We start from the raw sequence: 20,931 nt of genomic DNA on the forward strand, positions 1-20,931 counted from the left end.
CGGCGCGCCGTTCACCACGGCAACGGCACTGCTTCGCCGTTGGCGCGCTCGCCGTAGTACAGCGAAGGCAGCAGCCGCGACAGGAAACTGAACTCCGTATAGCAGTGCCTGAGCAGGCCCAGGCCGAGCACGAAGCGGCTGCGCAGCACGCAGCCAAACGGCGTATCGCGCGCCACATGCAGCATCTGCCCATCGCAGGGATCGCCCTGTACATCCAGACGCACGTGATCACCGAAGCCGATGCGCGCGGCGATCACCGCCGATACATGGCCTGCATCCTGTGCCGCCTGCAGGCGTTCGGGCACCAGCAAGGTGCGCGGGTCATGGAACTTCAGGCGCGCCGCCACCGGCGGAATGTCAGCGAGCGATTCCACCGCATGGATGCTGGCGCCGTGGTAGCTGCGCCCGCGCTGCCAGGCCGCGTCCCAGCCGCGATGCTCGACATGATCGACCGGATGCCACCAGCGGATGTGCTGGGTGGTCTCGAAGAAGGTGAACCACCAGTCCAGCATGCGGCCCTTGCAGCCGTGCAGATCGGTGCGCACCGCCACCAGCAGCGTGCCGTCTTCGCGGCGCTGGATGCCGGTTTCCAGATGCATCGGCGCCGGGTCCAGCAGATCGTGGTGGTCCAGCCAGGGGCGAGCGTTCACAGCGGTATCCATGGGGGTCTTCTACAGGTTGGGAGACCCGACAATACGGAAACGCATACCGTTTCGCAATTAACCGGATGCGGTAAGATGGGCGCAATGAACAGCACCACCCTGCCCGCGACCACATCACCGACCCGCCGCCGTGGCCGCCCTGCGCGACCGGAAGCCGAAGTCCGCCACGCGGTGCTGCAGGCGACGCTGGAGCTGCTGCTGGCACAGGGTTACGAGGCCACCACCATCGAAGCGGTGGCGGCGCATGCCGGGGTAGCGAAGAAAACCGTGTACCGCCATGCCAGCAACCGCGAGGAACTGGTCGGGTTGGCGGTGCGCGAGTGGACCGACGGCTTCGCGCCACAGCTGCAGCGTGATGCGCGCAATGCCCAAGAGGTCGTGCCGTTGCTGCAGGACATCCTGCACGCGGTGTGCACGCAGGCGCTATCGGCGCAGGCGGTGCAGGTGTTTCGCCTGCTGGCCACCGATTTCCCCGGCAAGGACGCGCTGCTGCAGGCCTACCTCGACAACGGCATCGAACGCGGCCGTGCGCTGCTGGCCGACTGGCTGGCACGTCAGCAGCAGCGTGGACTGCTGCGCGAGGGAGATTCCGCATGCATGGCGCGGCTGATCCTGGCGATGGCCGTGGCCGAGCCGCTGCGTGAACGCGTGATCGGCGTGGTGGCCGAGGATGCGCCGGTGGAGATGCATCTGCGTGAGTGCGTGGCGTTGTTGGCGCCGGTGTTGCAAGGGCCGTAGCGTGGTGCCATCCACGCATGGCCTGGATCTACCGGCCGATGTCGATTCGTTGATCGGCAACGCCCTGCCCCGGCAGGTGCCGACCGTTGGTTGGCAATGGCCTGCCCCGGTGGGTGCCGACCGTTGGTCGGCACCACGTCATCCATCGCAACTCACTCGCGCAACATATCCACGAACGCACGCAACGCGCCCGGCATCTGCCGCTGCTTCGGGTAGTACAGCGCGAAGCCGGCAAACGGCTCGCTCCAGTCTTCCAGCACCGCCACCATCTGCCCCGATTCGATGTACGGCCTTGCCGTGTCTTCCAGCACGTACGCCAGGCCGATGCCATCCAGAACGGCGCGCACGATCGTGCCCTGCTCGCACAGGGTCAACCGCCCGGGCACGTCGATCTCCAGCGCCTGCCCATCGCGCTCGAACTGCCACTTGTACAGGTGCCCACTGGCGAAGCGGAAGCGGATGCATTCGTGCGCGGCCAGGTCGCGCGGATGCTGCGGTGCCGGCCGACGCCGCAGGTAGTCCGGCGAGCCGACGATCAGCCCGCGCAGCGGCGGCCCCATCGGCACCGCCACCATGTCCTCCGGCACGAACTCATGCAGGCGCACGCCGGCGTCATAGCCCTCGGCGACGATGTCGACCAGGCCGTCATTTTCGGTCAGCTCCACCCGCACGTCGGGATGGGCGTGCAGGAAGCGCGCCAGCCGCGGCCCCAGCTGGGTCGGTACCGCCGCGCGGGTGGCGTTGATCCGCAGCAGGCCGGCCGGAGCGGCGCGGAAGTGGTTCATTTCTTCCAGTGCGTCGTGCACCTGCCCCAACGCCGGCTGCAGGCGCTCCAGCAGGCGCTGCCCGGCCTCGGTCAGGGCCACGCTGCGGGTGGTGCGATGGAACAGGCCCACGCCCAGCCGCTCTTCCAGCGCGCGGATCGCATAGCTTACCGCCGAGGTCGACAATGCCAGTTCGGCACCGGCGCGGCGGAAGCTGCGATGGCGGGCGACTGCGGCAAACGCGGCCAGATGGGTCAGGTTGTCAGTGGCCATTGTGCAGTTTCACTTGATGAATCATGCCGATATCCGCGCTTCTTGCCGCTGGTTGCGGGGCGTATTGTAAAACGCCTTTCGATAAACCCTGCCAAGGATTCCCCCATGTCCCTCGCCCGTGGTTACGCCGCCCATTCCCATACCGACCCGCTGGTCCCGTACGAGTTCGAACGCCGCGCGGTCGGCCCGGACGACGTGCGCATCGAGATCCTCTACAGCGGCATCTGCCATTCCGACCTGCACCAGGCCCGCGATGACTGGGGTGGCTCGATCTACCCGATGGTGCCGGGCCACGAGATCATCGGCCGGGTGACCGAAGTCGGCAGCAACGTCACCCGCTTCAAGGTCGGCGACCACGCCGGCGTCGGCTGCATGGTCGACTCGTGCCGCCACTGCGACGCCTGTGAGCACGATCTGGAGCAATATTGCGCCGAAGGCGCGACCTGGACCTACAACGGCCGTGAACGCGAAACCGGCGCGCCGACCTACGGCGGCTATTCCGACCACGTGGTGGTCGAGCAGCGCTTCGTGGTGAAGGTGTCCGACACCCTCGACCTGAAGGCGGCCGCCCCGCTGTTGTGCGCCGGCATCACCACCTGGTCGCCGCTACGCCACTGGAAGGTCGGCCCGGGGCAGAAGGTGGGCGTGATCGGTCTCGGTGGCCTTGGCCACATGGGCGTGAAGTTCGCCAAGGCACTGGGCGCGCACGTCGTGATGATCACCACCACGCCGGAAAAGGGTGCCGATGCCAAGCGCCTGGGCGCCGATGAGGTACTGGTCTCGCGCGATGCCGCGCAGATGAAGGCGCACGCCGGCAGCTTCGACTTCCTGCTCAACACCATCCCGGTCGGCCATGACACCAACCCGTACATGGGCCTGCTCAAGCGCGAGGCCACCATGTGCCTGGTCGGCGTGCTGACCGAACTGGACCCGCCGCTGACCGGCGGCAGCGTGATCTTCGGCCGCAAGCACCTGACCGGCTCGGCAATCGGCGGCATGGCCGAAACCCAGGAAATGATGGACTTCTGTGCCGAGCACGGCATCGTCAGCGACGTCGAGATCATCGACATCAAGAACGTCAACGAAGCCTGGGAACGCATGGCGAAGAACGATGTGCGCTACCGCTTCGTGATCGACATGGCGACGATGCAGAACGCCGCCTGATCCAGGGCAGATGCGAAAAAGAAAAACCCCGGCAATGCCGGGGTTTTTCTTCTGGTAGTGCCGGCCGCTGGCCGGCAACCCCAAAACATCTGCCGGCCAGCGGCCGACACTACCGCAATCCACTCAGTACGCGAACTCGCGGAACACCGGATCGACGTCGCCGTGCCAGCGGCCATGGAACAGCGCCAGCTTGCGCTCGGCCGGGGTCAGGCCGGATTCGACGATCTCCTGCAGCACGTCCAGGAACTTGCTCTCGTCCTGGCCGTCGGCATTGCGCGCCGCACGGCGCCTGAGGCCTTCGACGGAAATCTTCACCGCTTCGCGGGCCAGGTCGCGCACCGTGCCATTGCGGAACGGCAGGTTCATCGCATGCTTCGGCACGCCGTCGCGCAGTGCATGGCGCTCGGCCAGGGTGAAATCGCGTACCAGGTCCCAGGCGGCATCCAGTGCGGTGTCGTCATACAACAGGCCCACCCAGAATGCCGGCAGCGCACACAGGCGGCTCCACGGGCCACCATCGGCACCACGCATTTCCAGGTACTTCTTCAGGCGCACTTCCGGGAACGCGGTGGTCATGTGGTCCGACCAGTCGCGCAGCGTCGGCAGCGCACCCGGCAGCACCGGCAGCCTGGCCTGCATGAAATCGCGGAAGCTCTGCCCGCTGGCGTCGTGGTAGATGCCATCGCGGTAGGAGAAATACATCGGCACGTCGAGCAGGTAGTCGACATAGCGCTCGTAACCGAAGCCCTCCTCGAACACGAAATCGAGCATGCCGGTGCGGTCGGCGTCGGTGTCGGTCCAGATGTGCGAGCGGTAGCTCAGGTAGCCGTTCGGCTTGCCCTCGGTGAACGGCGAATCGGCGAACAGCGCGGTGGCGATCGGCTGCAGCGCCAGCGACACGCGGAACTTCTTCACCATGTCCGCTTCGGTGGCGTAGTCCAGGTTCACCTGCACCGTGCAGGTGCGGGTCATCATGTCCAGGCCCAGCGAACCGACCTTGGGCATGTACGAGCGCATGATCTTGTAGCGCCCCTTCGGCATCCAGGGCATTTCATCGCGCTTCCACTTCGGCTGGAAGCCCATGCCGAGGAAACCCAGCTGCAGTTCGCCGGCCACCTGCGCCACTTCATTGAGGTGGGTGCCGGTCTCCACGCAGGTCTGGTGGATGGTCTCCAGCGCCGCGCCGGACAGCTCCAGCTGACCGGCGGGTTCCAGCGTCACCGAGGCACCATCGCGCAGCAGCGCGATCGTGTTGCCGTTCTCCTGCACCGGCTCCCAGCCGAAGCGGACCAGGCCGTTGAGCAGCGCTTCGATGCCGCGCTCGCCCTCGAAGGTCGGCGGGTGCAGGTCGTCCAGGCGGAACCCGAACTTCTCGTGCTCGGTGCCGATGCGCCACTGCGCGCGGGGCTTCTCGCCGGAGGCGATCACCTCCACCAGCTGCGAGCGGTCGGTAATGGGGGTATCGGCGACGTGGCTGGGGCTCGACAAGGGGAAGGCTCGCTGGACGGTGGCGGGGGATGTGGGGCTCGCGGCCTTCCATCGCAAGGGCGCACTATAGCGTGGCACCCCGTTGCGTCATGCGACGGTGACGGGTTTCAGCATCCTACCGACGCCCTCTTGACCCTCGTACACTCGGCGTCATGAACCGTCATTCGCGACACCCCGAACTGCACCGCTCCGAGCGCGTCGGCTGGTTGCGTGCCGCCGTGCTGGGGGCCAACGATGGCATCGTCTCGGTGGCCGGCCTGGTGGTCGGCGTGGCTGCCAGCGGCGCCTCCGCCACCACTATCCTTGCCACCGGCGTGGCCGGCACCGTGGCCGGCGCGATGTCGATGGCCGCCGGCGAGTATGTGTCGGTGCAGACCCAGGCCGACACCGAAGCGGCCGACCTGGCAATGGAAAAGCGCGAGCTGCGCGAAGACCCGCACAGCGAGCTGGAGGAGCTGGCCGCGATCTACCGCCACCGCGGCCTGGAGCCTGCATTGGCCCGGCAGGTGGCCGAACAGCTTACCGCCCACGATGCACTGGGTGCCCACGCCCGCGATGAGCTGGGCATCACTGACACCCTGCGCGCGCGCCCGCTGCAGGCGGCGCTGGCCTCGGCCGGTGCGTTCACCTGCGGTGCGGCGCTGCCGGTGCTGACCGCCCTGCTCGCGCCGACCGACAAGGTTGCGTTGATGACCACGGCCAGCACCCTGCTCGGCCTGTGCCTGACCGGCGCGGTGGCGGCCCAGGCCGGGGGCGCACCGCCTGTACGCGGCGCGGTCCGGGTGATGTTCTGGGGCGCGCTGGCGATGGCTGCGGCGGCCGGCGTCGGTCGCCTGTTCGGTGCCCAGGTGTCATGACCGGCATGCTGCCAGCGGCCACTGCGTTACTGGCCGAGATGGCCAGCCTGGCCGGCTGCGGGCGCGCCGAGGGCTATGCCTGCATCACCGCACGCCGCGAGCATGGCGCCAGCTCGGTGGAGGTTCCGCAACCGCAGTTCGCGATCCTGCTGGAAGGCCGCAAGCAGGTACGTACCGCACACCAGTCGCTGACGTTCGTTCCCGGCGACATCCTGCTGCTGACCCAGCGGTGCCGCATCGACGTGGTCAACACCCCCGATCCCTGCAGCGGCCGCTACCTCAGTGCCATCGTGCCGCTCTGCACCGAAGTGCTGGCGGCGGCGCGTACGCTCTGGAATGAAGAGCTTCCCGCCCCCGGCCAGGCGATGGCGCGACTGCCGTTGATCGACCATGGCGCGGTGCTGCGCCAGTGGCGGCAATCGCTGCAGGACGGCCGTTACAGCGACGCGCGGCTGGCCCTGGCCTCGCTGGTGCTGACCCTGTGCCGACAGGGCCACGGCAACCTGCTGCTGCCGCAGGCTCCAAGCCTGGGCGAACAGATCCGCGACCGCATCGCCGCCGAACCAGCACGCGACTGGCAATCACGCGATGTGGAAGAACAGTTCGCGCTGAGCGGCGCGACCCTGCGCCGTCGCCTGGCGGCCGAGGACACCAGCCTGCGCCAGCTGCTCACCGAGGCCCGGCTGGCGCATGGCATGCAGCTGCTCTACACCACCGACCTGCCGTTGAAGACCGTGGCCGCACGCGCGGGCTACCGGTCTGCGGCCAGTTTCAGCAAGCGCTTCGCCGAGCAGTACGGGCTGGCTCCCACAGATATTTGAGGGGGTTCGGCAGGGCTTGCAGCCCTGCACCTGCAGAGGCAACGGCAACGGCAACGGCCGAAGCAACAGCAACAGCGGCTATCCGTGGGAGGGCGGGGCGGTGTGGGTGGGCAGGACACGCCGTAAACCCCCCTCCGGGGTCCGGCCCAGCCGCCATCCCAGGGATAGCCCGCTGTCGCTGTTGCTGTTGCTTCGGCCATTGCCGTTGCCTCTGCGGGTGCAGGGCGCAGCCCTGCAGCCCCCCCTTCCCTGAGCATTCCGCGCAGTGGTTTGAGCGCCGTGCACACGCCGGCCACGGCACGCTGGGCACAACGGAACCGCCCGTCATCCACCGAGAACCGCCATGATCCTGCGTCCCCTGCCGCTGCGCGGCGCCCTGCTGCTGGCCCTGTCGTCCCTGCCGCTGGCTGCACTGGCCGAAGCCACCTCGCCCGCTCCCACCCAGCAGGTGCCCGGCGTCTACCACCAGCGCGTTGGTGCGCTGCAGGTCACCGCCCTGTTCGACGGCGTGGTCGCGCTGGGCCGGCAGGAAGTGGTCGACGTGCCGCCGACACTGGTCAGCCGCCTGTTGGAAGGCCGCTACGTACCGGAAGACAAGAAGGGCCTGCAGACCGCGATCAACGCCTTCCTGGTGCGCCAGGGCAACCACCTGACCCTGGTCGATACCGGCACCGCGCAGTGCTTCGGCCCCGGCCTGGGCCAGGTGCTGGGCAACCTGCGCGCCTCCGGCGTGGACCCGGCCGAGGTGGACGAGGTGCTGCTGACCCACGCCCACCCGGACCATCTGTGCGGCGTGCTCGACGCGCAGGGCAAGCCGGCCTACCCGAATGCCACGGTGTGGTTGTCCAAGGCCGATGCCGATTACTGGCTCAGCCCGGCCAGCGAGGCCACGGCGCCGAAGGGCGTGCGCTTCGCCTTCCCGCTGACACGCAACGCGGTCGCGCCCTACCAGGCCAGCGGCCACCTGCGCACGTTCAGCCCCGGCGATGCCCTGCCCGGTGGCGCGGTGGCGATGGACACCCACGGCCATACCCCCGGCCATGTCTCCTACCGGTTCGACAGCCAGGGCCAGTCACTGCTGGTGTGGGGTGATGTGCTGCACTTCCATGCGGTGCAGTTCGCGCACCCGGAAGCGGCATTCGAGGCCGATTCGGACCGCAAGGCGGCCATCGCCAGCCGTCGCGGGCTGCTGCAGCAGGCCACCGCCAACGGTTGGTGGGTGGCCGGTGCGCACCTGCCGTTCCCGGGCCTGGGCCATGTGCGTGGCGAGGGCCAGGCCTATGCGTGGGTGCCGGCGGAGTATTCGCCGTTGTGAGGGTGTGCCGACCAAGGTCGGCACCCACCCGATCGGGTAGCGGCCGGCTGCCCGGTAGCGCCCGGCTGCCAGCCGGGCGACCGTAAATGCCTTATTCCAGCCCCAGCCAGCCGCCGATCACGCCGCGGGCTTCGTCCACGCCGGTGCGGTCCTCGCCGGAGAACACCTGCACGCTGACGCTGTCGCCATAGGCCGATTGCAGCTCCTTGCGAACCTTCTGGAGGGACTGCATCTGCTGGCTGCGGCTGAGCTTGTCGGCCTTGGTCAGCAGCGCGTGCGCCGGCAGGCCACGCTGCACGGCATAGGACAGCATCTGCCGGTCGTAGTCCTTCAACGGATGGCGGATGTCCATCACCACCACCAGCCCCTTCAGGGCTTCGCGGGTGCGGAAATACTTGTCGATGAAGGCCTGCCAGTGCGCCTGCAGGTCCAGCGGCACCTTGGCGTAGCCGTAACCGGGCAGGTCGACCAGATGCGCTTCCGGGGTGACCTGGAAGAACACCAGCTGCTGGGTGCGGCCGGGGGTCTTGGAGACACGGGCCAGGGCGTTCTGGCGGGTCAGCGCGTTGAGCGCACTGGACTTGCCGGCGTTGGAGCGGCCGGCGAAGGCCACTTCAGCCCCTTCGTCGGGCGGTAGCTGCCGCACGTTGTGGGCCGAAAGGTGGTAACGGGCGCGTTCGATGAGCAATGACATGTGCCTAGGATCGCATGTTGCGGCGCCGCGCGCCCGTGCCGGCGGCCTCTGCGGGCATTTTGCTGCACTGCTGCGTTGACCGTGCGCGGAAACGCCGTTGATAATCCGGGCGATGCCGGCGGCCACCGTCCGGCCCGGTCCATACGGAGCTTCAGCATGCGCCACGCTCGCGTTCTTGCCGTATCCGCCCTTGCCACTGCTGTAGTCGTTGCCGCTGCTGCGTTCGCGCAGACCACGCTGACCCCGCTGCCCGACAACGGGCCGATCAATACCGCCTCGCTGGAGGTGGACTTCAGCAAGACCCACTGGGGCGATGCCAAGGCCGGCCAGACCAAGGCGACGGCCTGCGCGGCCTGCCATGGTGCCGACGGCAACTCCACGGTGGAGATGTACCCGTCCATTGCCGGCCAGAGCGAGCGCTACGTGGCCCAGCAGATGGCCCTGATCGCCAATGGCCAGCGCAGTTCCGGCGCCGCGGTGGCGATGGTGCCGTTCGTGCAGAACCTCACCCCGCAGGACATGCGCGATATCGGCGCCTACTTCGCCACGCAGAAGGCCAACGCGGGCATCGCCGATGACACGGCGGTCACCGACGGCCCCTACAAGGGCATGAAGTTCTACGAGATCGGCCAGCAGCTCTACCGCGGCGGCGATGCCAAGCGCGGCCTGCCGGCCTGCATGGCCTGCCACGGCCCCAGCGGTGCCGGCAATCCCGGCCCGGCCTATCCGCACCTCGGTGGGCAGCACGCCAGCTATGTCGCGCGCCGCCTGCAGGAGTACCAGGCCGGCCAGACCAACGAGACCGACAAGGCGCACTTCCAGATCATGGCCACGGTCGCGCAGAAGCTCAGCGAGCAGGAGGTGCAGGCGCTGTCGAGCTACCTGCAGGGCCTGCACAACAAGGCCGACGATGTGGCCGCTGCGGCCACGCCGACGCAACCGGCTGCCGCCCCCTGACCACCACTGGTCGGCCCGGGCCGCGACGCCGGCCCACGGCTGCGGTATGTTTCCTTCACGCCGGCGACCGCGCCGGCGTTGCTTTTTTCAACGGAGATGCGTGTCGATGAGGTTGATTTCCCGCCTGCTGTTGTCCGTGCTGGTGCTGCTGCCGTTGGCAGCCTGCGCCGCCACCCCCGCCAATGCCCCGCTGGTCGAGGGCAAAGACTACGAGCGCATCGCCCAGCCAGGCCCGTTCCAGCCGCTGGCCGGCAAGATCGAAGTGGTCGAGGTCTTCGGCTATACCTGCCCGCACTGCGCCCATTTCGAACCGCAGCTGGAAGCCTGGGCGGCCAAGCTGCCGGCCGACGTGCGTTTCACCCCGGTGCCGGCGGCCTTCGGTGGCGCCTGGGATGCCTGGGCACTGGCCTACTACGCCGCCGACGAAGTCGGCGTGGCCAAGCGCAGCCACGCTGCCGTGTTCAAGGCCCTGCACGAGCAGGGATCGCTGCCGATGCAGAACGTCTCGGCCGATGAGCTCGCCACGTTCTACAAGGCCTACGGCGTGACCCCGGACCGCTACCTCCAGGCGCTGCGCGGCGATGCCGTGCAGAAGAAGGTCGAGGCCGCGCGCGCGTTCGCCCAGCGCACCAAGATCCCGGGCACCCCGGCCATCATCATCAACGGCCAGTACCTGGTGCGGGGCAACAGCTTCGACGACCAGCTGCGCATCGCCTCGGCGCTGATCGCGCAGGCCCGCGCCGCCCGCGGCCGCTGAACCAACGCCCACCCTCGACACGGCGCTGTCGCCGCCGCATGTCATCATTTCCCCCTGGCTGGCGCCTGGCGCCGGCCCCCACCTTTCCAGATGCTGGAGACGTTTCCATGAAGATCCGTTACGCCCTCGCCCTCGCAGCGCTGCTGCCGATCCTGGCCGCCTGCAAGGCCGACGACGGCAGCACCAACACCACCGCAGCCCCGGCCGAACCGGCAGCAACCCCGGCAGCCACCACCGAACCGGCTGCTGCGCCGGCGGCGGGCAGCGAAGGCGCCGCGCCAGCTGCCGCTGAAGGCGAGAAGGCCCCGGCCGAAGCGGCTCCGGCCGCCGCGGCGGCCCCGACCACCGCCGCGCTGACTGGCCCGGCCCCGGTGGAAGGCGCCGACTACCAGGTGATCCCGAACGGCCAGCCGTTCCAGCCGGCCGCCGGCAAGATCGAAGTGACCGAGATCTTCGGCTACGTCTGCCCGGCCTGCGCCGCGTTCCAGCCGCTGGTCGGCCCGTGGAAGGCCGGCCTGCCTAGCGACGTGAACTTCGTCTACGTGCCGGCCATGTTCGGCGGCACCTGGGATGACTACGCCCGTGCCTTCTACGCCGCGCAGACCCTGGGCGTGCAGGAAAAGACCCACGAAGCGCTGTACGCCGCCATCCACTCGCAGAAGACCCTGAAGGGCGAGCGCGGCCGTGACTCGGTGGAAGACATCGCCAAGTTCTACGCCGCCTATGGCGTGGATCCGAAGCAGTTCGCCGCCACCATGGGCAGCTTCGCGGTGAACGCCAAGACCAACTCGGCCAAGCAGTTCGCCCAGCGCAGCCAGATCAGCGGCACCCCGTCGATCATCGTCAACGGCAAGTACCTGGTGAAGGGCAAGAGCTTCCCGGACATGCTGCGCATCGCCGACCACCTGATCGCCCGCGAACGCGGTGCGGCCCAGGCTCACTGATCCAAGAGAAGCATTTCCCGGCCGTGAATTCCCCCCGTACACGGACCCTGCGCTTGCTGACGGCCAACATCCAGGCCGGCTCAAGTACCCGCCGCTACAGCGACTATGTGACCCGCAGCTGGTCACATGCGCTGCCGGCGGGGCGCAAGCGCAGCAGCCTGGACGCGATCGCCACCCTGGCGCGCGACCATGACATCGTCGGCCTGCAGGAGGCCGACCCGGGCAGCCTGCGCTCGGGCTTCACCAACCAGACCCACTACCTGGCCCAGCGCGCCGGCTTCAACTACTGGAGCCACCAGCCGAACCGGCGCATGGGCGGCGTGGCGTCCAGTGCCAATGGCCTGCTGAGCAAGCTGGAACCGGTGGAAGTGCAGGACCATGCCCTGCCCGGCCGCATCGGCGGGCGCGGCGTGCTGCTGGCCAAGTTCGGCGACGGTACCGATGGCCTGGCGGTGGCGGTGGCGCATCTGTCATTGGGCGCGGGCTCGCGGATGTCGCAGCTGGGCTTCATCGCCGAGCTGCTGTCCGACCACCCCAACGCGGTGCTGATGGGCGACTTCAACTGCCTGGCCGAACGCCCGGAAATGCAGGTGCTGTACCAGAAGACCCGGCTGCAGCCCCCGGGCTGCATCGTGCCGACCTTCCCCAGCTGGCGCCCCGACCGCGCCATCGACCACATCCTGGTCAGCAGTGGCCTGCAGACTCGTACCGTGGAAGCCGTGCCAGCCGCGTTCTCCGATCACCTCGCCCTGGCGATGCAGATCGACGTCCCGGCCGACGCCCTGCGCTGACTCGCCCTTACGGTAGGTGCGGACCGTTGGTCCGCACGCTCTGCGCCGGCCGCCGCCCGGCGCCCCCCTAAATCGGGGCATAAACGACTTAATCCCCTCCGTCCCCTTTTTTTCAGGCGGTGACGGGTGCCTTCAGGCGCCGCGCGGTCATCGTGCTGCCCACCGAGGCCAGCACCGTGCAGCCGATCGCCAGCCACTGCAGCCCATGCAGGTGCTCGTGCAGCAGCAGCATCGCCCACAGCGCGGCCACCGCCGGTTCCATGCTGATCAGGATGCCGAAGGTCTCCTTCGGCAGCCGCTTGAGCGCCATCATCTCCAGTGACATCGGGATCGCGCTGGACACCAGCGCCACCAGCAGCCCGGCGGCCAGGATCTTCGGGTCGAGCAGCGCGGCACCGGCATGCACCACGCCCACCGGCACCACCACCAGGGATGCCGCCAGCAGCCCCAGCGACACCGAATGCCCGGCATGCAGGTGGCCGGCACGCTTGCCGAACACGATGTACAGGCCCCAGCACGCCGCAGCCCCCATCGCATACAGCACGCCGGCCGGATCCAGCGCCGGGCCGCCGCCGATCGGCAGCAGCAACAGCAGCCCCACCGCCGCACAGCCCACCCAGAGTAAATCGATCGGCCGTCGCGACGACAGCATGGCCACCGTCAGCGGCCCGGTGAATTCGATGGCCACCGCGATGCCGAAGGGAATGGTGCGCAGGGCCATGTAGAACAGCAGGTTCATCAGGCCCAGGGTGAGGCCGTAGCGCAGGATGGTGATCGCATCCGGGCGGCTGGTCTTCCAGCGCCACGGCCGCCAGAACAGCAGCAACAACAGCGCCGAGAAGCCCACGCGCAGCGCGCTGGTGCCCTGCGCGCCGATCAGCGGGAACAGGTGTTTTGCGTAGGAGGTGCCGATGGCCAGCGAGGTGACCGAGCCGAGCACCGCCAGCGCCGGCAACATCGGCGCGAGTCGTGAGGTCTGCATGGGCAAAGTCTATTGCGCCAGCGCCGAGCACTTGGCTCAATTGACGGCCCGTTCGTGCAACTTCTGCTCGCCATGGCCACCGCCCCCGTGCTCGACAGCTTCGACCGCGCCATCCTCGACCTGCTGCAGCGGGACAACACCCTGCCGCAGCGCGAAATCGCCGAGGCCGTGCACCTGTCCACGCCGGCCGTGCAGCGCCGCATCAAGCGCCTGCAGGACAGCGGCGTGATCGCGGCCAATGTGGCGGTGATCGCCGCCGCTCAGGTCGGGCGGCCACTGACCATCATCGTCGAAGTGCGCGTGGTCAGCGAGCAACGTGATCACGTGGCGCCGTTCAAGCGCCGCGTGCAGGACGACCCGGCGGTGCAGCAGTGCTACGCGATCACCGGCGATGGCGATTTCCTGCTGCTGGTCTCGGCCGCGTCAATGGAAGAGTACGAGGCAATCACCGAGCGGCTGTTCGGCGCAGATGACAACATCGAGCGCTTCCGCACATCGGTGGCGCTGGGCACGTTGAAGCGCAGTTTCGAGGTGCCGTTGGCCCCGGTTCTGTAGCGCTGAGCCATGCTCGACTGCGCTTTGACCGCACAGCAACAGCCGCCGAGGATGGCCCGGCGCTACAGTCGGAGACCATGAACACATCGCCCTCCCCCGCCCGTCGCCTGCGCCGCTGGTTGCTGCGCGGCCTGTGGCTGGCCATCGCCCTCATTGCCGCGATGGCGCTGTGGAACAGCCCATGGGCCGCAGCGCCGAAGCTGCTGTGGACACTCTCTCGTATGCCGCCGGCCACGCAACTGGCGGTGCCGGTGGACGGCGTGCGGCCACGCCAGATCGCCGACACCTTCGGCGCACCACGTGGCCATGACCGCTCCCACGCCGGCATCGACATCTTCGCCAAGCGCGGCACCGCGGTGCGCAGCGTCACTGCCGGCGTCATCGCGGACGTCAGCGAGCGCGGCCTCGGTGGCCGCCAGGTCTGGGTGATCGGGCCCGGGCGCGAACGTTACTACTACGCCCATCTGGACGACTGGGCCGAAGGCCTGGCGCGCGGCAAGGTGGTCCAGGCCGGCGACCTGCTCGGGCATGTAGGCGACAGCGGCAATGCCAAGGGCACGCCGCCCCACCTGCACTGGGGCATCTACGGCGCCGATGGCGCGCGCGATCCGCTGCCGCTGCTGCGCTGAACACCATGCGCTGCGTCGCGGCCCGGGTGAGCGCCTACCTCGTTCATGATTTGTAAATAGGAATAGTTCGTATTACCATTTCTTTCGTTTCCGGTGGTGCCAGGACGGCCTGCCCGCCCGTTTCCCACCCGTAGCGCCTCGCCTTCTGGATGCCGGCCGAGCGCGCGTGCTCGTCCAGGACCCCCATGACCTGTTCCACCTTCCGTATCCCGCAGCCGCAGCGGCTGTCCGTTGCCGTACTCGTTGCACTCTGCGCCCTGGCCCCGGCCGCCTTCGCCGACACCGCCGCCGACCCGACCACGCTGGACAAGGTCGTGGTCAAGGGCGAACGCGCCGAAGGCTATTCGGTGCGCCGCACCTCGGCCGGTACCCGCTTCGACCTGGCACCGCGCGAGATCCCGCAGTCGGTCAGCATCATCAGCCACCAGCGCATCGAAGATCAGAAGCTCGACGACATCATCGACGTGCTGGCCAACACCACCGGCGTGACCAGCACCCAGTCCGACAGCGAGCGCACCGAGTTCTACGCGCGTGGGTTCTACATCGACGCCTACCAGTTCGACGGCCTGCCGACGCAGATGGTGCAGAACTGGAGCTACGGTGACTCCGGCCTGGATCTGGCGCTGTACGACCGCGTGGAAGTGGTGCGCGGCGCCACCGGCCTGCTCAGCGGCGCCGGCAATCCGTCGGCGTCGGTGAACCTGATCCGCAAGCATGCCGACAGCGCCGAGCTGACCGGCAGCGTCTCGGTGAACGTCGGCAGCTGGGGCCGCACCCGCACCACGGTGGATGTGGGCAGCGCGCTCAACGCCAGCGGCAGCGTGCGCGGTCGCGTGATCGGCAGCTACCTGGATACCGACGGCCAGATGGACCGCTACAACCAGCGCAAGACGCTGGGCTACGCCGTCATTGATGCCGACCTGACCCCGGACACCCAGCTGAGCGTGGGCTACGACTACCAGCAGAAGCGCGCCAATGGTGCGACCTGGGGCGGCTTCCCGATGTGGTACGCCGATGGCAGCCCGACCAACTACCCGACCTCGTTCAATCCGTCGCCGGACTGGACCTACTGGGACACCACCAGCAAGCGCGCGTTTGCCACCCTGCAGCACGCCTTCAGCAACGGCTGGAAGTTCAGGATCGGCGCCACCCACGACCGCACCAACGCCGACGACAAGCTGTTCTATCCGTCCTACACCGCGTTCGACAAGGCCACCGGCACCGGCGTCACGCCGATGGCCGGCTTCTACAACACCGAGCGCAAGGTCGATGGCATCGATGGCTACATCGACGGCCCGTTCCAGCTGTTCGGCCGCGAGCACCAGTTCATGGCCGGCCTGAGCTACAACAAGCGCGAATTCGCCAACTACGGTGACTTCCAGATGGGTGGCCCCGGCACCGGCTGGAATCCCTTCAGCTCCTATCTCGACTGGACCGGCAACATCGCCCAGCCGAACTGGAACCCGCTGGCGCTGGCCAGCCAGGGCACCATCACCCAGAAGGCCGGCTATGCCGCCACCCGTCTGTCGCTGGCTGATCCGCTGAAGCTGATCCTCGGTGCGCGCTACACCAACTGGAAGAGCGAAGGCGAGAACGACGACCGCGAACACAAGGTGACCACCCCGTACGCCGGCCTGGTGTATGACATCAACGATACCTACTCCGCGTACGCCAGCTACACCGAGATCTTCCAGCCGCAGACCGCACGTGACCGCAACGACCGTTATCTCGACCCGGTCGACGGCAAGAGCTACGAGGTGGGCGTCAAGGGTGCCTGGTTCGACAACCGGCTGAACGCCTCGCTGGCGGTGTTCCGCATCGAGCAGGACAACGTCGCCCAGGTCACCAGCGAGCCGATCATCGGCCGTCCGGGTGAGTTCGCCTCGATCGCCGCACGCGGCACCGTCAGCCGCGGCTTCGAATTCGAAGTGAACGGCGAACTTGCACCGGGCTGGAACGCGACCTTCGGTGCTTCGCGCTATGTGGCCAAGGACATCAACGGTGCCGACATCAACACCAACCTGCCGCAGACCGCATTGAAGCTGTTCACCAGCTACACCCCGCAGTCGCTGCAGGAACTGACCGTCGGTGGCGGTGCCAACTGGCAGAACCGCATCTATTACGCCGCGCCGGTGGTGGGTCGCTTCGAGCAGGAAGGTTACGCACTGGTCAGCGCCTTCGTGCGTTACCGCATCTCGCCGGAGTTCAGCGTGCAGGCCAACCTCAACAACCTGCTGGACAAGAAGTACCTGTCGCAGATCAACGGCTACGGTGCCTACGGCGATGGCCGCAATGGCTCGCTGACGTTCACCTGGGCGTTCTGATCAGACGCGGGGTTCGCACGCCCCGCACCTGTAGAGCCGAGCCCATGCTCGGCTCAGAGAATCAGCCGAGCGCGGGCTCGGCTCTACACCCGCAAGGCAGCGCCGGAACTGACCGGCGCTGCCACCGTCACATCAGAAGCGCAGGTCCGCGCGCAGGTACCAGTAACGGCCACGCGGGATGTCGTAGGTCGAAGCGTCGTAGCCGTTCAACGAGCACGACAGGCAGATCGGCGGATCCTTGTCGAACACGTTGTTCAGGCCCGCGGTCAGCTGCAGCCCCTTCATCCAGTCGATCTTGTAGCCCACCTGCATGTCGTGGAAGGTGGTGGCCGACAGCGTGTTGGTGCCCGCAGCCTGGTTGCTGCACACCGGGAAGGCCGCCGCATCGCCGCAGTTCTCGGTCAGCTCGGAGATGTGGCGCACCGTCCAGTTGGCACTCCAGCGATCCATCGTCCAGCCGAGGCTGGCATTGCTGGTCCACTCCGGGATCGAGCTGTCGGCCACTTCCACGCCCGGCTTCTGCGGCTGCTTCTGCCCGGCCGCGCCAGTGGCCTCGTAACGGCCGACGAAGGTGTTCTTCCACCCCAGCTTGAACTGGCCGATGGAGGTCTGCGGCAGCGTCCAGAACAGATCCACGTCCCAACCGTCGGTCTTGATCGAACCCAGGTTGGTCAGGCGGTTGTTGAAGCTGCTGACCGCACCGGTGCTGGCACGGGTGATGCCGTTGCAGTAGATCGGGTCCAGTGTATCCACGCACAGGTCCAGCTGGGTCTGCGCGTTGATGGCCTGGATCGCACCATCGATGGCATGGCGGTAGAAAGTGACTTCCACATCGAAGCGCTCCGACCACGAGGCGTTGTTGCCGAACCACGGGCTCCACACGAAGCCCGCGCTGAAGCTGCGCGAGCGTTCCGGGTCCAGCTCGCGGTTGCCGCCGGTGGTCACCGAGATCTGCGAGTTGGCCTGCTGGAAGCCGGCCGGGACGCCCAGTGCAGCACAGTTGGCCGCGCTGCCACGCGGCGGCGTGCCGCCCAGGCCCACCGAGCACGGATCGAACAGCTGCAGGTCGGCACGTGCGGCAGAGCCGTACAGCTCACCGATGGACGGTGCGCGGAAGCCCTCGGCGTACGTGGTGCGCAGCACGAAGTCATCGGTCACCTGCCAGCGCAGGCCGTACTTGGGCGTGAACTCGCCGCCGAAGGTGGAGTAGTCCGAATAGCGGCCGGCCAGGCTCAGGTCCAGCTTCTTGCCGAACGAGGAGTCGGCGAAGATCGGCACGCTCAACTCCAGGTAGGCCTCGTTGACGTCGTAGGAACCGGAGGTCGGTTGCGACGGCACGCCGTTGTAGTGGCCGATCACCGTCAGCGGATCGGGCTGGTAGGCGCCCTTGTACTTGCGGTACTCGAAGCCGGTGGCGAAGGACACCGGACCGGCCGGCAGCGAGAACAGCTCGCTGGACAGGTTGGCGGTGAACAGGCTCAGTTCGTTCTGGCTGCGGTCGCGCACCACCGGCTGGATCCACTTCAGCATGTCCGGGGTGATCGAACCGGCGCCACCGAAGATGTTCAACGGCACGCAGCCAGGCGTGGCCGCGCACACCGCGGGATCGCCCAGCGCCATGTTCACCTTGTAGATGTCATAGCTGCCGTAGTTGGTCTGCTCGGCCTTGTTCTTGCTGTACATGCCGTTGACGTCCCAGTACCAGCTGCGGTCGGCGGCATGGAAGTCACCGACCAGGCCGGTGGCGAAGTAGGTGGTGTCCACTTTCTGCTTGAACACGCGCGCACCGCCCTCCACCGGGCGACGACCGATCAGGCTCATGTTGTCGCCGGAGACGAGATCGAAGCCGAACGGGTTGTACGGGTTCAGGCGCGAGACCACGATGTTGTCGGCCAACGGATTGCCGGTGGCGCCATCGGGGCCGAAGAACAGCGGCTCGGGGCCGGCCTGGTTGGTCGACTCGCGGCGGTTGCCCAGCGCCTTGATGTACCACTGCACGTTGTCGGTGATGTCAAAGCGGAACTGGCCGAACAGGCCTTTGCGCTCCGACGGCGTCAGCACCATGTTGTATTCGGCGAAGTTGAAGCGGTCGGCGGTGGTGAAGCAGTGATAGTCATCCGTGCGGCTGCAGCCGGCACTGCCGTCGTACCGCGGATTGCTCACGCCGGTATTGGGCACGATGTTCTGCACCGCACCGGTGTTCGGGTCGGTGAACATGAAACGGCCCTGCGGAATACCACCGCTGCCGAACGCCAGGCCGGTACCGGGAATGGGGAAGCGCGACTGCTCGCGATCCTTGGCGAATACCGGGTCCTGCTTGGTCCAGCTGGCGCCCAGGAACAGGCTGAAGCGATCGCCACTCTTGCCCCAGGCCAGGTCCACGCCCTTCTGCGTGCCGTCGCCCTTGCTGTACTCGCCGTAGTTCAGCGTCACCTGCCCACCATCGAAATCGCGGCGGGTGATGATGTTGACCACGCCGGCGATGGCATCGGAGCCGTACAGCGACGAAGCACCGTCCTCCAGCACCTCGATGCGCTCGACGATGGCCAGCGGAATGGTGTTGAGGTCGGTGGCCGAGCCCACACCGGACGCCGACGATTCATTGACCCAGCGGATGCCGTCGACCAGCACCAGCACGCGCTTGGCACCCAGGTGGCGCAGATCGACCTGCGCCGAGCCGGCACCCACGCCACTGCCATCGGGCGGGAAACCGAAGTTGCCGGACGAGTTGAACTTGGCGTTGAGCGCAGAGCCGGAACCGGTGAGCTGCTGCAGCACTTCGCCGATCGAGGTCAGGCCGGTGCGTTCGATGTCGCCACGGGTCAGGGTCTGGATCGGGACCTGGCCCTCTACTTCAGCGCGCTTGATGCGGGTACCGGTGACTTCCACCGCGTCGAGGTTGGTGGTGGATTGTGCAGCGGCACCCAGGGGTGCCAAGGCCATCACGCACAGCGTGACGGCAACCGCCAACGGGCGGTGGTGCAGGTGCTTCATTCGCTCTCTCTCCAAAGGAATGTCGGGACATGGACTGCCGCGCTCCCCCCTGCATGGCGGCAGCGTCTCCTTTGTAAACAAGCGGTAAAAATCACGGCGTGATGATCGACACTCTTTCACGCGGAATTGACGCAATTGACAGCCATTTACGTCAGATGAGGACCGTTTAGAACCGGACGGTACTGTTCACCGCCCTCCACTTTGATGCCGGCTGCGTCAGCGCGCGCCGAGATCCGCCACAGCTCATCAAGGGGACTTGTCGGTGCGGGCGCTAGTGACCGGGCGCGTCGACGCGCAGCCCATGCTGGCTCACGGCCAGCAGCACGCGTGCCATGTCTTCGTAGTCGGTGTCGTCGGCGATCGCCAGGTGCACCGAGGGGCGATGCTGCTGCGGCATCTGCTGCGCCTGCACCAGGTGCCGCTGCAACGCGACAGCGTCGAGCGGCTGGCCATTCCAGAACATCGCCCCCGCTGCGTCGATGTGCAGGTGGATCGGCTGGGGTGAGGACGCCGGCCAGGGTGGGCACGAGGTGCGCTGCTGGAACGCCAGGAGGCCGGTCGCCTGCGCCATCGGCAGCGCGGTGATCACCAGCGCCAGCAACACCAGCAACACATCCACCAGCGGTGCCAGATTGGGGGCGGCCATCAGTGAGGCCGCGTGCTGTGTCCCGTATCGCATGCCACGTTCCCTCGCAGGAAGAGCGGCCTGCCGATGGCAGGCCGCCCGTTGCCGGACTCACCGCACGAAACTCACCGCACGAAGGCAATGCGCTCCATGCCAGTGGCTTCGGCCGCAGCCAATATCCGCGCCATGCCTTCGTACTCGGCCGCCGGATCGGTGGCGATGCGCAGCTCCGGCAGGTTGCCGGCATGCTCGCCGGCCTGCGCCTGCAGGCGCCCCTGCAGATCGCCGATCGCCATCGGCTGGCCATCCCAACTCAGCTCGTTCGACGCATCCAGTCGCAGCTCGATCGGCGGCGGCGGTTCGGGGCGATCGATCGTGCGATCGGTGGCCTGTGGCAACTGCACGGGAATCGGCCGGGCCACGATCGGCGCGGTTACGATGAAGATGATCAACAGCACCAGCATCACATCCACCAGTGGCGTGACATTGATGTCCGCCAGCGGGCCGCTTCTTCCTGCGCTACTGAACGCCATGTGCCGCTCCCTGCAGCCGGGCGGTTCGCCCAAGGCCGACGTTACGACGCCTGCGCCCGCCTGC

Annotated in this window: 20 protein-coding genes; 12 read left to right on the forward strand and 8 right to left on the reverse strand. The window is 67.6% G+C overall.

Annotated features, from left to right (window positions below; all coding sequences use genetic code 11):
* Nucleotides 1–11: 11 nt before the first annotated feature.
* On the reverse strand, nucleotides 12–662 hold the full coding sequence (locus tag VG566_RS16990; RefSeq protein ID WP_041863812.1) for a DAPG hydrolase family protein: 651 nt from the start codon (nucleotides 660–662) through the stop codon (nucleotides 12–14).
* 75 nt (nucleotides 663–737) lie between these two features.
* Here VG566_RS16990 and VG566_RS16995 point away from each other — a divergent pair, with 75 nt between their 5' ends.
* A complete protein-coding gene (locus VG566_RS16995) occupies nucleotides 738–1,400 on the forward strand; it encodes a TetR/AcrR family transcriptional regulator (protein WP_049408781.1) in 663 nt (220 codons plus the stop codon).
* 152 nt (nucleotides 1,401–1,552) lie between these two features.
* On the opposite strand, the gene VG566_RS17000 is transcribed toward VG566_RS16995, so the two are convergent.
* Nucleotides 1,553–2,437, reverse strand: a complete 885-nt coding sequence (locus tag VG566_RS17000; RefSeq protein WP_032960689.1) for a LysR family transcriptional regulator — start codon at nucleotides 2,435–2,437, stop codon at nucleotides 1,553–1,555.
* Between the two features lie 105 nt (nucleotides 2,438–2,542).
* Between VG566_RS17000 and VG566_RS17005 the strand changes: the two genes are divergently transcribed.
* Nucleotides 2,543–3,601, forward strand: a complete 1,059-nt coding sequence (locus VG566_RS17005; RefSeq protein WP_014648395.1) for an NAD(P)-dependent alcohol dehydrogenase — start codon at nucleotides 2,543–2,545, stop codon at nucleotides 3,599–3,601.
* A gap of 123 nt (nucleotides 3,602–3,724) precedes the next feature.
* Here the strand turns inward: VG566_RS17005 and VG566_RS17010 are convergent, their stop codons facing one another.
* Nucleotides 3,725–5,089, reverse strand: a complete 1,365-nt coding sequence (locus VG566_RS17010) for a glutamate--cysteine ligase (protein WP_241884205.1) — start codon at nucleotides 5,087–5,089, stop codon at nucleotides 3,725–3,727.
* Between the two features lie 152 nt (nucleotides 5,090–5,241).
* Between VG566_RS17010 and VG566_RS17015 the strand changes: the two genes are divergently transcribed.
* The 3 genes from VG566_RS17015 to VG566_RS17025 all read left to right on the forward strand — a co-directional run bounded on the left by VG566_RS17015 (nucleotide 5,242) and on the right by VG566_RS17025 (nucleotide 8,082).
* Nucleotides 5,242–5,946 (forward strand): VIT1/CCC1 transporter family protein, encoded by a 705-nt coding sequence (locus VG566_RS17015; protein WP_014648397.1) that lies wholly within the window; start codon nucleotides 5,242–5,244, stop codon nucleotides 5,944–5,946.
* Nucleotides 5,943–6,767 carry a helix-turn-helix transcriptional regulator gene (locus tag VG566_RS17020; RefSeq protein ID WP_069117884.1) on the forward strand — a complete coding sequence of 275 codons (825 nt, stop codon included), beginning with the start codon at nucleotides 5,943–5,945 and terminating at the stop codon, nucleotides 6,765–6,767. Before VG566_RS17015 ends, VG566_RS17020 begins: the two co-directional genes overlap by 4 nt.
* A 343-nt stretch (nucleotides 6,768–7,110) precedes the next feature.
* The gene (locus tag VG566_RS17025; RefSeq protein ID WP_241884204.1) at nucleotides 7,111–8,082 is read left to right on the forward strand and encodes an MBL fold metallo-hydrolase; all 972 of its coding nucleotides are present in this window, start codon (nucleotides 7,111–7,113) and stop codon (nucleotides 8,080–8,082) included.
* A 91-nt stretch (nucleotides 8,083–8,173) separates the two neighbouring features.
* Here the strand turns inward: VG566_RS17025 and yihA are convergent, their stop codons facing one another.
* On the reverse strand, nucleotides 8,174–8,776 hold the full coding sequence (gene yihA / locus VG566_RS17030) for a ribosome biogenesis GTP-binding protein YihA/YsxC (RefSeq protein ID WP_005411022.1): 603 nt from the start codon (nucleotides 8,774–8,776) through the stop codon (nucleotides 8,174–8,176).
* Between the two features lie 156 nt (nucleotides 8,777–8,932).
* Between yihA and VG566_RS17035 the strand changes: the two genes are divergently transcribed.
* The 4 genes from VG566_RS17035 to VG566_RS17050 all read left to right on the forward strand — a co-directional run bounded on the left by VG566_RS17035 (nucleotide 8,933) and on the right by VG566_RS17050 (nucleotide 12,225).
* Nucleotides 8,933–9,733 (forward strand): c-type cytochrome, encoded by an 801-nt coding sequence (locus VG566_RS17035; protein ID WP_014648400.1) that lies wholly within the window; start codon nucleotides 8,933–8,935, stop codon nucleotides 9,731–9,733.
* 106 nt (nucleotides 9,734–9,839) lie between these two features.
* Entirely contained in the window at nucleotides 9,840–10,490 is a 651-nt protein-coding gene (locus VG566_RS17040; protein WP_032960695.1) for a thiol:disulfide interchange protein DsbA/DsbL, read from the forward strand.
* A 107-nt stretch (nucleotides 10,491–10,597) separates the two neighbouring features.
* Nucleotides 10,598–11,434, forward strand: coding sequence for a thiol:disulfide interchange protein DsbA/DsbL (locus VG566_RS17045; protein WP_100450602.1), 837 nt, complete (start codon nucleotides 10,598–10,600; stop codon nucleotides 11,432–11,434).
* Nucleotides 11,435–11,487: 53 nt separating this feature from the next.
* Nucleotides 11,488–12,225 carry an endonuclease/exonuclease/phosphatase family protein gene (locus VG566_RS17050; protein WP_021202520.1) on the forward strand — a complete coding sequence of 246 codons (738 nt, stop codon included), beginning with the start codon at nucleotides 11,488–11,490 and terminating at the stop codon, nucleotides 12,223–12,225.
* A 112-nt stretch (nucleotides 12,226–12,337) separates the two neighbouring features.
* Here VG566_RS17050 and VG566_RS17055 read toward each other — a convergent pair whose 3' ends face one another.
* Nucleotides 12,338–13,207 (reverse strand): EamA family transporter, encoded by an 870-nt coding sequence (locus tag VG566_RS17055; RefSeq protein ID WP_164111097.1) that lies wholly within the window; start codon nucleotides 13,205–13,207, stop codon nucleotides 12,338–12,340.
* Between the two features lie 72 nt (nucleotides 13,208–13,279).
* On the opposite strand from VG566_RS17055, the gene VG566_RS17060 reads away from it, so the two are divergent.
* From VG566_RS17060 to fhuE, 3 genes are all read left to right on the forward strand, one after another.
* Complete coding sequence (locus tag VG566_RS17060) at nucleotides 13,280–13,762, forward strand: Lrp/AsnC family transcriptional regulator (RefSeq protein ID WP_164111095.1); 483 nt, start codon at nucleotides 13,280–13,282, stop codon at nucleotides 13,760–13,762.
* A 77-nt stretch (nucleotides 13,763–13,839) separates the two neighbouring features.
* On the forward strand, nucleotides 13,840–14,391 hold the full coding sequence (locus tag VG566_RS17065) for a M23 family metallopeptidase (RefSeq protein ID WP_241884203.1): 552 nt from the start codon (nucleotides 13,840–13,842) through the stop codon (nucleotides 14,389–14,391).
* A gap of 185 nt (nucleotides 14,392–14,576) precedes the next feature.
* Complete coding sequence (gene fhuE / locus VG566_RS17070) at nucleotides 14,577–16,715, forward strand: ferric-rhodotorulic acid/ferric-coprogen receptor FhuE (RefSeq protein WP_241884202.1); 2,139 nt, start codon at nucleotides 14,577–14,579, stop codon at nucleotides 16,713–16,715.
* A gap of 132 nt (nucleotides 16,716–16,847) precedes the next feature.
* On the opposite strand, the gene VG566_RS17075 is transcribed toward fhuE, so the two are convergent.
* The 3 genes from VG566_RS17075 to VG566_RS17085 all read right to left on the reverse strand — a co-directional run bounded on the left by VG566_RS17075 (nucleotide 16,848) and on the right by VG566_RS17085 (nucleotide 20,867).
* Entirely contained in the window at nucleotides 16,848–19,709 is a 2,862-nt protein-coding gene (locus tag VG566_RS17075; protein WP_032957323.1) for a TonB-dependent receptor plug domain-containing protein, read from the reverse strand.
* Between the two features lie 271 nt (nucleotides 19,710–19,980).
* Nucleotides 19,981–20,355 (reverse strand): biopolymer transporter ExbD, encoded by a 375-nt coding sequence (locus VG566_RS17080; RefSeq protein WP_241884201.1) that lies wholly within the window; start codon nucleotides 20,353–20,355, stop codon nucleotides 19,981–19,983.
* Nucleotides 20,356–20,459: 104 nt separating this feature from the next.
* Nucleotides 20,460–20,867 (reverse strand): ExbD/TolR family protein, encoded by a 408-nt coding sequence (locus VG566_RS17085; protein WP_134966659.1) that lies wholly within the window; start codon nucleotides 20,865–20,867, stop codon nucleotides 20,460–20,462.
* Between the last annotated feature and the right edge of the window lie 64 nt (nucleotides 20,868–20,931).

The organism is Stenotrophomonas sp. CASM114, assembly GCF_049384325.1.
In the GTDB taxonomy this organism is placed as follows: Bacteria; Pseudomonadota; Gammaproteobacteria; order Xanthomonadales; family Xanthomonadaceae; genus Stenotrophomonas; species Stenotrophomonas muris.